This window comes from Porcincola sp. LCP21S3_C12 (assembly GCF_052118625.1).
Taxonomy (GTDB): Bacteria; Bacillota; Clostridia; order Lachnospirales; family Lachnospiraceae; genus Porcincola.
This window is the reverse complement of record NZ_JBQKGW010000001.1, coordinates 22,169-34,053: the sequence shown is the minus strand read 5'-3', so window position 1 is coordinate 34,053 and position 11,885 is coordinate 22,169. Positions and strand designations below refer to the sequence as shown.

General features: G+C 49.3%; 7 protein-coding genes. 3 read left to right on the top strand and 4 right to left on the bottom strand.

The genetic code is table 11. The features are described from left to right. Positions 1-37: 37 nt before the first annotated feature. The 4 genes from ACTQ1N_RS00105 to ACTQ1N_RS00090 form a co-directional block, all read right to left on the bottom strand. The gene (locus tag ACTQ1N_RS00105) at positions 38-3,028 is read right to left on the bottom strand and encodes an EAL domain-containing protein (RefSeq protein ID WP_441953427.1); all 2,991 of its coding nucleotides are present in this window, start codon (positions 3,026-3,028) and stop codon (positions 38-40) included. Positions 3,029-3,325: 297 nt separating this feature from the next. Further along, positions 3,326-8,017, bottom strand: coding sequence for an EAL domain-containing protein (locus ACTQ1N_RS00100; RefSeq protein ID WP_441953425.1), 4,692 nt, complete (start codon positions 8,015-8,017; stop codon positions 3,326-3,328). After that, a complete protein-coding gene (locus tag ACTQ1N_RS00095) occupies positions 8,017-8,199 on the bottom strand; it encodes a hypothetical protein (RefSeq protein ID WP_441953423.1) in 183 nt (60 codons plus the stop codon). The genes ACTQ1N_RS00100 and ACTQ1N_RS00095 overlap by 1 nt, the downstream gene beginning before the upstream one ends. Next, positions 8,189-8,740, bottom strand: a complete 552-nt coding sequence (locus ACTQ1N_RS00090; RefSeq protein ID WP_441953421.1) for a hypothetical protein — start codon at positions 8,738-8,740, stop codon at positions 8,189-8,191. The genes ACTQ1N_RS00095 and ACTQ1N_RS00090 overlap by 11 nt, the downstream gene beginning before the upstream one ends. A gap of 301 nt (positions 8,741-9,041) precedes the next feature. Between ACTQ1N_RS00090 and ACTQ1N_RS00085 the strand changes: the two genes are divergently transcribed. From ACTQ1N_RS00085 to ACTQ1N_RS00075, 3 genes are read left to right on the top strand one after another with little or no spacing between them, the layout of a single operon-like run. Further along, complete coding sequence (locus tag ACTQ1N_RS00085) at positions 9,042-9,584, top strand: helix-turn-helix domain-containing protein (RefSeq protein ID WP_441953419.1); 543 nt, start codon at positions 9,042-9,044, stop codon at positions 9,582-9,584. Positions 9,585-9,619: 35 nt separating this feature from the next. Continuing rightward, positions 9,620-10,360, top strand: a complete 741-nt coding sequence (locus ACTQ1N_RS00080) for a hypothetical protein (RefSeq protein WP_441953417.1) — start codon at positions 9,620-9,622, stop codon at positions 10,358-10,360. A 56-nt stretch (positions 10,361-10,416) separates the two neighbouring features. Next, positions 10,417-11,823 (top strand): Y-family DNA polymerase, encoded by a 1,407-nt coding sequence (locus ACTQ1N_RS00075; protein WP_441953415.1) that lies wholly within the window; start codon positions 10,417-10,419, stop codon positions 11,821-11,823. Positions 11,824-11,885: the final 62 nt, after the last annotated feature.

The window sequence follows — 11,885 nt, the reverse complement described above, 5'->3', positions numbered from 1 at the left end:
GTGATCCTCTTTCATTGAATCCCGGGATGACACAATCCTATATCGTATAGGTCTGGTTTTTCCCGTTGTGTTTGGCAAGATACATAGCCTGATCCGCCCGGTTGATCATATCCTGACAGTTAATGCCGTTCTTCGTAACTCCGATGCATGCGGTCAGCGGTATATCTGCGTCGCCGCAGACGACATGGAGTTTTCGTATCTCGTTGAGCAGGTCAGATACCAGAGTGGCGATATCCGCATCGTGATTTCGCACAAGACCGACGAATTCATCCCCTCCGAAGCGGTAGAAATCAATGGTTCTGGACACTCCGAAGTTCAGCAAGGTCCTGCCAAGCGCACTCAGACACTGATCCCCGGCAGCATGTCCGTATTTGTCATTGATCATCTTAAAATCGTCCAGATCCAGCATCATCACTGCCGAGATCTGCTTCGCCGGTTCCGTATCATCCTTCTTGAGAAATTCATATAGAGTCAGCCGACTGTATATGCCGGTCAGAAAATCGTAGCGTCTGTCATGATCTGCTTTCGAGTACATCTCCATGGCAGCCTTGACCTGCTTCTTAAGAATTTCCTTTTCCTGTTTGCCATGCAGACGCTCCATCTCCAGCTCTTCTACGTGCTTCGCCTCTCTGGATATATCCACACCGTAGAGAATGCTTTCCACATGTCCGTTTGAAGGATTGTCAATCAGATGGGTGGTAATCCTCGACCAGCGGATCGATCTGTCATCATAGTAGGATTTGGTTTCGTGCACGATCTGATGCTGATGATTCAGATACGCCTTCAGCTGTGCATCCCGGCAGAAAATCCGGAAAAATTCTTTCTGACCTTCCGGAGCAGGCACGAAGGATGCAATTCTTCGAATGACACTGTCGACATCCTCCATATTCTGAATATCCCGGGCATTCTGCGCATGCCCGCCGGAACTGATCCATTTATCCGCCGTCAGATCCATATGGAAGACGCCCTGTCCGTCCGGAAGCGCTTCAAGAATGGAGCGGATCTGACCGGTATACCGGCTCTGAGTGAGCTTCGTGTCCGTAATATCTCTGCCGTATTCTATAAAGACTTTCTTGCCGTTCCACATGGCTATCCGTGCCTTCAGCCGGAATACATGCTCTCCGTCATCCGTTTCGATCTCCTTTTCTGTTTTGTCCCCCATCTTCTTTAACGGGCAGTGACCGCAGGGCGCATTCAGTCCGAGCATATACTCGTAGCACTTTTTCCCCTGGTACGGCTCATTCGGGTGTCCTGAAATGTTCAGGGTCATCTCGTTCGCGTAGACCATAGAGTAATCCTCCGGATGACACACCTGAATGAACTGGCCCGAATGGTCGATCAGATCCAGAAGATTATAGAGATCAGTCTTTGATCCGGCAGGCATCTCCACCGCCCTGCTTTCCGGAATCAAAGTCTCCTGTGAGGAAACAATCAGGTTTCGGTAATCTTCCTCGCTCATCGGATGATAAAAATAATAACCCTGGGTATAATCACAGTTATTTCTGCGCAGAAAATCCACCTGCTGTTCTGTTTCCGTCCCCTCCGCGACAACCTTTACGCCTAACCCATGACATACATCGATGATCGCGTGAATGATGCTGCGTGTCGCCGGCTGACTTTCGATCTGGTCGATAAAAGATTTGTCAATTTTCACGATATCAATCGGGAAGTTTCCGATCATCCCGAGAGAAGAATATCCTGTTCCGAAATCATCCAGCAGAATACTGGATCCATTCTTACGGAACTGTGACAGATAGTAAGAACAGTTCTCCCTCAGAACCGCTACGGAGGTTTCGGTTACCTCGTAGTGAATCATTCCCTTCGGCAGGATGTTCCGGAGTCCGAAACTGAAGATGTCATCCATCATCTTGTCATTATAGAAATCCTGCCGCGACAGATTGATAGAAACCGGCACATACTTCAGCCCGGCCTTCTGCATGGATTCCTGAAACTCATACACCTTTTTCAGAACAAAGTGGTCAAGCTGAGAAATCAGTCCGTATTTCTCAAGAGCAGGGATAAAATCGCCTGGTGATATAACCCCCATATCCGGATGCTTCCACCGAATCAGCGCCTCTGCAGAACAGATCCTGCCGTCGGAGCAGCGCACCACCGGCTGAAAATACACCTTCAGTTCATTCTTCTGCATACTGCTTTGAAAATAAGACAGAATGCCGGCGCGGTTTACATATGAAGTCTGCATCTTCGAATCGAATATCGCAAAGCTTCCGGTCTCCCGCTGGTCTGCAGCGTCCTTTGCGAGAATTGTCCGGTCTATCATCTTTGTGACAGAATCGCCGGAGGACTCAATCGCATATATTCCACAGCGAAGTTGAAGATGAACATTGCGAAAGCCATTCGTCCACTGAAGATTCAGAAGATCTTCCAGCCGGCTCAGGTCCAGTACATTCTTCCGTACAAGGAAAATAAACCAGTCCGATTCAAGCCTTGCGGAAACGGCAGGGTTCAGCCAGCTGTTTTTCAGGGTTTCGAAAATATACAACAGGATCTGGTCACCGGATTCAAAGCCGAAAATCTCATTCATCGCCTTGAAATTCCGCAGATCAAATATGATCATCGCAAAGTCACACGGATCTTCCCGGTCAAAAAGCATCTCCGTTTCACGGATAAACCCCTTCCGCGAATATCCGCCGGTCAGAGAATCGTAATATTCATGCTCCAGAAGGCGGTTCAACTCCGCGCGGGATTTCGGCAAACTGACAGATACCGTTTCACTCTCTCCGACGGTACTCAGTACAAGCGCATGTCCGGTGCTTCCATCTTCCAAAACCATCTCCACGGCATCAACCGTCTCATAGATTCCACGGATCGGATCCATATACGTCTGCGGTCCGTTAATGTGATTCGCCACAGGACACGGCGGACAGGGAGCGTCAAGATTCATGAGACACTTGTAACACTTTTTGCCCTTCTGCAACTGCGGATAAAGCTCAAGAATCGTCTGATTACAGCTTACGATGTTATAGTTTTCATCGATCACATAAACACCGGATGATTTATTGCTCATAGTATTTCAATTCCATTCCAACCTGTTCAGATTCTATAATTCCAGTTGTACGAGATGCATAGAAGATATCATTGTAATTCCGCATCTATTATTATAATGATATTGAACGCAATCAACAAATATTTTTAGAACGAACATGAATCTTCGATCTCTATGGACGGTATTTGATTAAATCAAAAAAGATGAATTGATAATATATCCTCAGTGTCAAAAAACTTTCGGAAGTACCGGTAACTGGGCATTGCCCGATATTCGCACACTCTGTACGCTTTGCCGCCCGGCAGGGAGCTTTATCTCTTAGAACGCTTCACTCGATTGCTCATGATGCCGGTCACTCCAACGGCGATGATAATGGCGGCCTTTGTCCTCATACATCGACTTATCCGCAATCTTCAACACCTCATCAATATCATCCAGACTTCCCTGATGCACCGCATAGCCCAAAGAGATACTCATCTCCTGACTGTGACACATATCCTTGATATTCTGAATCAGCTGCCGCGCCCCTGTTTCATCCATGCCTTCCCGGATCACCAGAAACTCATCTCCGCCCATCCGAAATACATGTTCTTGATCTGCATTCTTCACCAGCACATCGGCAATCCGGCACAGAAGTGCGTCGCCCGCCAGATGTCCCTTCGTATCATTCGTTTCCTTGAGACCATTGACATCGCCCATGATCAGGGTCACCTTTTCCGCCGGCTGCCGCGCTTTGATATAAGCTGTAAGCCCTGCACGATTGCCCAGCCCCGTCATCGGGTCCTGCTCACTGCGCGCGACCACCGCTGCAAGATTGTCACGGTTCTGAATCATCACCGAGATAAAGTCCGTCAGCGTATACAGGACATAGCCAACCCGATGAAAAGCCTCATCATTGACATTCACAACCAGTGAAAACCCAATCGAACGGCCTGATATCATCAGATGACCTGATATGAAATTCCGGATCCCTTCCAGCGGGAGCCAGAAATCCGGATTCTGACGGCAGTGTTTCGCATAATCCTCAATTGTCACGATTTTATTATCCTGAAGCAGCCTGTACAGCGGTGTCAGCTTCGACAGCAACACGCTCTGCAGCTCCTGCTTCACAGGCATCTGTCCCCGGGAGCACCACTCGTACGTACAGCAGATCGTCCCGTCATCCCGCTCTTCAAAGATCAGCAGCCGCTCCGACTGAAGGCTCCAGCCGATCTGATTCACCGACTTGGCAATACCGACATCCGGATCCTTCTCCGCCATCCCCGTCGTGATGACCTGATTGGACCAGATCTCATCATTGAGCAGATCATTCAGCCTCGCCTCGCCAATGTTGTCCGATACCGGTGTCCCCATAGTCAGCCGTGCCGCCCGCCCCTGCCAGCGGATCAACACTTCTCTGGTATTGTATGTCTCCCCATTGACCAGAAACTTCTCCAGCCGGTTCACAAACCGATCTGACGGCAGGGTACTGTTCGGACAGAAATCACAAGGGGTATCCCGCCCCTGCAGCATCGCATAGCACTTCCTGCCCTCGAAGCTGGAATCCTCCAGCAGATGTAGATCACGCTTCAGCGTCTTGTTGATGAACAGCAGATCATGATTCTCCGTATCCACGATCATGATCCGCTCCGGTGACGAATCCAGAAGAGTGGGAGAAAGCGTCAGACAGCGTCTCAGATCCTCAAGCTCCTTTATCTCATCGACAGCGATGCTTTCCTTCGAACTTCTTTCCTCCAGCAATCTCAGCAGCGAACCAAATCCTGTCGCCTCTGAGCCGTACGCCAGACTGAGATCCAGCGTCAGATGACAGGCTACTCCGTCAAGCTCATCCATGCGCTGGACATCCTGCTGCACCTGCCGGGCGGCGTCAAACAGCATCTGTCCATATGCCTGCCTGCCAATCAGGATAAAACGGCAGCCCAGCAGATGCGCCGCTGTTGCCCCCTCCGGCAGACTGGATGCCCGGATGCGGTCCGCTATGGCGCGCACCACCCGGTTAAAGAAATCTGTCCCATACATCCGGCTTACATGTGCCGCATCATGAAGTGCCAGATACAATACTTCATATTCCTGTGCACCGCTGCGATAGGCTGCGTCATAAGCATGGCCGGCCATGTAAGCTCCTGAAACGCCCAGAAGCCCCGTAACGACGTCTTTTGCAAACAAATCTCTCTTTTCTTTCTCCCAGACATGTATAAAGCCGGCGGTTCCCCCGATCTGGTTGCCGTCATACCAGGGGAACACCGTCACCGGCATCATCCGGGAAGTTCCGCCAGCCGCCAGCACGGGACTATAGTACACGGTCTCGCCACGCTCAAGCACACGCTTCTGCACCTGATGAAATTCCTCCGCATCAATCAGAGCACCGAGCTCCTGCGGCGTACGGCCCAGGACCTCTTCCTTCGTCTCCCTGCCAAACCAGGTCAGAAGCTCATCATTGAGGCCGGCATATCTTCCTCTTACATCTTTCCAGAACATCGGAATCCCGGCACATCTGAAAAACGCCCGAAGCACACTCGATGCCTTCGCATTTTGCTCATCCTGATCCCGCATCCGGAACAGATGCGGTTCCAGCGATGTAGCATATGATTCCAGAATCGCACGTCGATCTCTGTGTTTTTCAAACACCGACTGCCTTTCATACAGAAGCAGCCCCGAATGCCCGTCTGTCTTTACCGGAACCGCTATAAACAGCGTCCAGCGAAATACTCCGTCATCCCGCCTGATCCGAAACAGTTCCTGTACATACCCATATTCCGAGCGCTCCGCCTCACCCAGCAGATGATCCGTGTCAATATAATCCAGAAAACGCTGCTGATCAAGTGTATGTACCATATCATGGCAGTATGTCAAAAAAGACTGACGAATTCCATGATACACCGTTCCCAGCTTCACCTGTGAATGGACACAGGCCGCCACCTCAATCTGATCCTTTTCAAGATCCAGGCGATAAACCCCATCAAACAGCAGCAACGCACTGCGCATCAAAACATCCTGCCGTTGGATCGATATCTCATCTGTACTGATGTTCGTCAGATGCACCTTGCCAACCCAGAAATCACGAACGCCGGCGACAAAGGAGGCCTGCAGACGCATAACCGCTCCGTTCTCATTAAACGTCTCCGTCCCCTGGCCGTGGTCAAACACTCCTTCCAGAAACCGTACAAAATGCCGGTGCTTCAGTGTCTTTTGGGTCGACATCTCCCGGACTGTATCCAGAGCCGCCGCAATCCCCATATCCATGACTTCCCGCTTCAGGGTCTCACTGTACGCAAGCAGCCGGGCCGTTCCATTCTCCATCAGGAATAAACACGCAGGGTCCTCCGACAGCAGATCCACCAGTCCGGCCTTGTTATAGATCGAAGACTCCAGACCGCTCTCCAGCTCTAGTCCGGCCTGATTCAATTCGTTCCGGATTGCATAGCCCGGCAAAGGCCTGCCATAGAAAAATCCCTGAAACCGCTCACACCCAATCCGTTTCAGATAATCAATCTGTTCCTGATTCTCAACCCCTTCCGCAAGCGTATGCATGCCAAGCCGCTTCGCCATCAGCACAATGCTGGCCGCGACCTCCTGGTTCTGTGCAGCAAAATCCTTAAAAAATCCCAGATCTAGCTTGATCAAATCAAACGAAAAACGGCTCAACGACTTCAGACTTGAATACCCTGAGCCGAAATCATCCAGCCATACCTCATATCCATCCGCATGAAAGTTCTCAATCATGCGCACCATCCGGTCCTGATTCTCCGCCAGCACCTTTTCAGTAATTTCTACATGAAGATAGGAATGCGGAACATGATACCGATCTGTCATTTCGTTGAGACACTTCAGCGGCTGAATCAGGTCAAAGTCCAGCTGCGACAGATTCAGCGAAACCGGCACGGCCCGCCTGCCGCTCTCCAGAATCGCATGCTGATACCTTACCACATGCTCAATCATGTACTGATCCAGCCGTCCGATTTTCCGCGCACTCTCCAGCACCGGCACAAAAACGCCCGGAGGAATCATGCCCTTCTTCGGATCTTCCCACCGCGATAGTGCTTCACATGAACTCACTTTATTCGACAAAGCCCGCACCACCGGCTGATAATAAATCTTGATATATCCCTCTTCCAGCGCCTGATCGATGTGATCCAGGATATACCGCCGCATCTCCAGCTGCTCTTCCATCTGCTGTGTGAAGATCGCGTAGGAATGTTCGCCGTCATTCTTCACATTGTCGCAGGCAATCTGTGCCATGTCGAAGGAATGCTGCACCGTCTCCTCATCCACCGCATGTTCAAACATCACAACGCCGGCTTTCAAGGTATAACTGCGCCGCCCCAGATACAGATTCATCAACGAACAGGCGTGATCGAGCTTCTCACGAATATCCTTCCGGTTCACAAGCCCCAGGAAATGGTCCGCCGCCGTCCGGGTAAAGAATCCATCCGGGAAGATCCGCCGCAGTACCGTGCCGGTATAAGCGATACAGCGATCGCCTGCATTCACCCCATTTTCTCGATTGAACCCGCGAAAATTGGCTATATTAAAGCATACCGGACACAACTCTTCAAATGTCCCGGCTTTCATCCGTTCCATGGCGGTCTTCAGCGCCCGCTGATAGAAATCCTGCGCGCATGGGAACCCTGTCAGGTGGTCTTCCGCCAGATCGCTCTGCATCAGACGCTGATTCTCCACTTCCAGCAGATAGCACACTTCATCGTCCACCAGTACCTGTTTCATGCGGACATCTGCCGTGCGCATATGCCGTTTTGCTGTGAAAAAACGAAAGTGAAAAACCTCTGTTTGATGAGAAAGCAGGATCGTATCTCCCGTATACATACCGCTGAACAGGCCCGACGTGTATGAAAGAAAGGCCTCCTCCGATGCACAGTCATACATCGAGATCAGCCCCTGATTGGCAAATAAGATGGTTCCCTCTATATCTGCCTTCACAAGACAGATGCCCACGTTCAACAGATCATAGCTCCGGTGAAGTTCCTCACGGTCTATATGCAGCGCTTCCATCAGCCGGCCTCCTCAGCGTTTCGGTTTTCCGCTCTTCTGTCGTACTCTTTCCCGCAGTAAAACATTCTCTTCTGCCGATACATTGCCTGCTCAGACAGGCGGATGAGCGCAGCCAGATCAAGGTCTTCCTTCTGCGCGGATGCCTCCCCGGCAGAGATCTCGTAGCCCCGCTCACGAAGCACCTTCTGTGCTCTGGCGAGCTTTTGCTGAACCTCTCCTTCCTCTACATCCGGAAGGAGCGCAACAAACCTGAACAAAAAAGTAAAGAATAAGATCCAATATTCCCGTGACCACATACAGATTTCTGAACGGAAATATAGCATGTATAAAAAGCGAAAGGGCAAAAAGGATCACGAAGTAGAGGGAGGATATACGCACCGCGATCAAAAGCCCTCTGTGGTTTGTTTCGGATATGCGAGGCTGAATCGCCTCCGCTGTCTGTTTTGTAATCTTGAAGTCAAAAAATGACCGGGCTCTCGAAAATAGCGCTGTATTGAACATATTAACCTCTTTGTTTCTGCTCCTTCGGAAGGGAGCTTCCGTGCCGTCCAGACAATCTCCAGGATGATCTTGTTTGACAGATTCAGATATTTCATCATTATTATAACGCCGCAATGTTAAAAATCCGCTAAAAATTACCTTATTTTGCCTGGTTTTTTCTGCGTAAATTAAAATCCTTTCATACGGCTTGCATTTGTTTTCCTTTGCTGATTCCTTTTCCAAACTGAGCGCCCCTAAACAAAATCATCAGATGCATTCTTTATGTGTGATATTTACACGAATGTGATATTATCTCGTTGACACAAACGTGATTACGCTGTATGATCGTGTCATAAAAGTCACAAACGTGTTATGACGATGGTTAATATACATCCCTTATGTATATCTTATCCATATAATATGTTCACACTCGTGTTTTTGCTATTATATATCAACTTCACGAACATCACATTTATCTGAAGCCGCCCCAGTCAAACGCATTCAGGAATGAGGATACGCTCGTGAACGTTTCAAGGAGGTAACTATGGCAGGCAACCCGAATCATGTCCCCTACGAGGATTTTGGTAAGAAACTGATGGCGTTACGGAAAAAGGCCGGTATGTCCCGAGCAGAATTAGGCGAAATCTGTGGAGTAGCTCCCAGCACCATTGTGAACTACGAACGCGGAACCCGGATTCCCTACGCGGATACCGCTGTGAAGATGGCTGATTACTTTCATATCTCAGTACATGATCTTCTAGGCGTGGATGACCCGGAACTTGTCATGGCACAGGCGCATGCATTGAATCAGATGTACTCTATCAGCGGAAAGAAAGGCGAGGACCGGTTAAAGGCTGTGTATCAGGAAGCAGCGAATCTCGCAGGTGGTGATCTTTCCGATGATCAGCTTCTTGAATTTTCTCTTGAAATGACCAAAATGGCACAGCTTGCCCAGCAGCGACTTTCAGAACGCTATTCCAATAAGAAATACCAGTCTACGGTCGAGGCAAAAGCAGAAAAGACCGCTGAAGCAGTCAGGGATATTGACAATACAATTGTGAATCTCACCTCTGGAGAGAAACAGTAGGACATGAATATCCACATTTTTTGGAGGTGGGTTCATTGGAAGAAGATATCTTTTCTGTTGTAAGGCAGAAAATCACAAAGGCCGGTACGGATGATCCAAGGGAATTTGCGGATTATTATCATATCCTGTGGATTCCGCTGAAGGGAACCATCACCGGCTACGCTGCTTCGTACAGCGTGATTGCCGCCATTGGGATTAACGAAAGACTGACAGGGACGTGGCTTCGATTTGCTGCATGGCATGAACTGGGACATGTGCTTGCAGGGCATATCTATGAGCAGGGCAGACTCCTGGATAACGGCTTCTTCACGCAGGAAGTAGACAGCCGAACGATTCCAAGGCATGAAAATACTGCAAACCTTATTTCTGCGGACGTCTGCGTAAGGGATGATGATGTGCTTCGTGTATCAAATTACAACAGTGACACCATCCGGGCTTACAGGAGAATGAAAGCCTATCAGGATCGTCTTGTCCGGGATTTTGAGACCCTGCGGCTTACTTATAACAGAGAAAACGCTTCGCCGCTTCTCGAAACACAGATGCAGAATCTAAAGCATAAAATCAAGGGAGTCAGTGAAACGCTGAATGATATGGAAAGTGAAATGAATGCCTTGAATTTCTGCAAGACATTTCACGACATGGCGGACGAACTCGGGATCAGCGAGCGCATTCTCCGGTATAAGCTGGAAGCCATGAGACGAAGAGGACTCGATATCGACAGGCAGGAGCTTGAAAACTACGGCAAAATGTTTGAGGGCGTATTAAATAATGCCTGACAAGAGGTGCTGTTAAGGGCGCTCTATAACCACTATTAGAAGGGAGAACTACTAACATGGGCAATGAATCTCATATCTATATCGCCATTGATATGAAGAGTTTCTACGCCTCTGTAGAGTGTGTCGCAAGAGGCTACGATCCGCTGAAAGCTCGTCTTCTGGTAGCGGATGAGTCGCGCTCAGATCAAACGATCTGCCTTGCCGTTTCTCCTGCACTCAAAGCTATTGGAGTGCCCGGACGTCCCCGGCTTTTTGAAGCGAAACAGGCAATAGCCAGGTACGAACGATCTCACCACACGAAAGTGCAATATGAAATCGCCGTTCCCCGCATGGCACTCTACGAGCAGACATCCGCGAAGATCTATTCTGTGATCCTCCGCTATGCAGCTTCAGAGGACATCCATGTGTATTCCGTTGATGAATGCTTTGTTGATGCAACGCCTTATCTGCACTTCTACCAGGAGGAAGCCCTGAAGACCGATATACATCCGGCACACGTGATGGCAATGACGATAATCCGGGATGTGCTAAAGACTACCGGTATTACGGCAACCGTTGGCATCGGAACGAATCTCTATCTGGCAAAAGTAGCGATGGATATCGTAGCCAAGCACTCCCCTGCCGACAATGACGGCGTAAGAATCGCAGAACTGAACGAGGACAGTTATCAGTATCTCCTTTGGGATCATCGCCCTCTCACGGATTTCTGGATGGTCGGGCCAGGCAAGGCAAGAACGCTTGAGAAGAATTATCTGTACACGATGGGGGATGTGGCTGAAAGAGCTGAATGGGACGAGGAATTTTTCTATAAAAAGTTTGGCGTAGACGGCGAGATCCTGATTGATCATGCCTTCGGGATTGAGCCGGTCACAATGAAGGATATCAAATCCTATCACTCTGACGTCTCTTCGCTGTCGCAGGGGCAGGTGCTCCCAAAACCATACAAATACAAAGAAGCCAGGAATGTCCTTCTGGAAATGATCGAGATGCTCTGCAGTGACATGTTCTCGAAAGGGATTGTGGCAAAGACATTCACATGGCGGGTATCGTACGATTATAAAAGTCTGGAAGCCTGTCCGAACTACGACGGTCCGGTTGTCATCGACTTCTACGGTCGGCTCCACCCGAAGCATAACAATGGAACAGTAAGAATGCGAGAGAAAACAAATAACTATCATACCATTGCTGACGGTATTCTCTCATCCTTCGATCAGAAAACGGATCACCGTCTGCTCTACCGCCGTCTAGGTGTATGCGCAGAGAAGACCGAAATGGATGACGGAATGTACCAGATGGATTTTTTCACCGACTATGGTGTGCTGGAGAAAGAACAGAAACTTCAGGTCACTATGGGAGAAGTGCGACAAAAATACGGTATAAACGCTATTTTCAAAGGTAACAACATGCTTAAAGGAGCAAATCAATTGGAAAGAAATAAACAGATTGGCGGCCATCGATCCTGATCTTTTTCCTACCTGTTGATGAACTCCGCAGAGCCGACAACGCGCGAGTACACCGCAGAAAG

Coding starts and splice junctions, on each gene's coding strand:
- ACTQ1N_RS00100 (WP_441953425.1), bottom strand. CDS start 8,017: ATGGAAGCGCTGCATATAGACCGTGAGGAACTTCACCGGAGCTATGAT.
- ACTQ1N_RS00105 (WP_441953427.1), bottom strand. CDS start 3,028: ATGAGCAATAAATCATCCGGTGTTTATGTGATCGATGAAAACTATAAC.
- ACTQ1N_RS00075 (WP_441953415.1), top strand. CDS start 10,417: ATGGGCAATGAATCTCATATCTATATCGCCATTGATATGAAGAGTTTC.
- ACTQ1N_RS00085 (WP_441953419.1), top strand. CDS start 9,042: ATGGCAGGCAACCCGAATCATGTCCCCTACGAGGATTTTGGTAAGAAA.